1 pseudogene is annotated in these 251 nt (G+C 55.0%); it reads right to left on the minus strand.

Features of this window, described 5'->3' with window-relative positions:
• A pseudogene (locus tag NFX52_RS30775) lies at positions 1-251 on the minus strand (hypothetical protein); the annotation flags it as partial.

Here is a 251-nt window from a genome sequence, read left to right on the forward strand (position 1 = left end):
CCATACGCAGACAGGAGACCAACTCCTTTTTGAGCTCTCCCCGAGGCTGGGCATAAATGCAGGTGTAGATGCTCTCGTGTGACACTTGTTTGCGCTTGTTGTCAGGGTGCAGTTTCTTCAACTGTCCGTAAGCGTCCAGCCGAGGCATCTTGAGTTGAGCCACATGTCCCGCGAATATCGCGGGCATGATGAAGAAGGTGGATGCAGTTTGCGTGGCGACGATCGCGTTGTTTGCGCGCTGGCTCAGCGTT

This window comes from Acidovorax facilis (assembly GCF_023913775.1).
In the GTDB taxonomy this organism is placed as follows: Bacteria; Pseudomonadota; Gammaproteobacteria; order Burkholderiales; family Burkholderiaceae_C; genus Acidovorax; species Acidovorax facilis.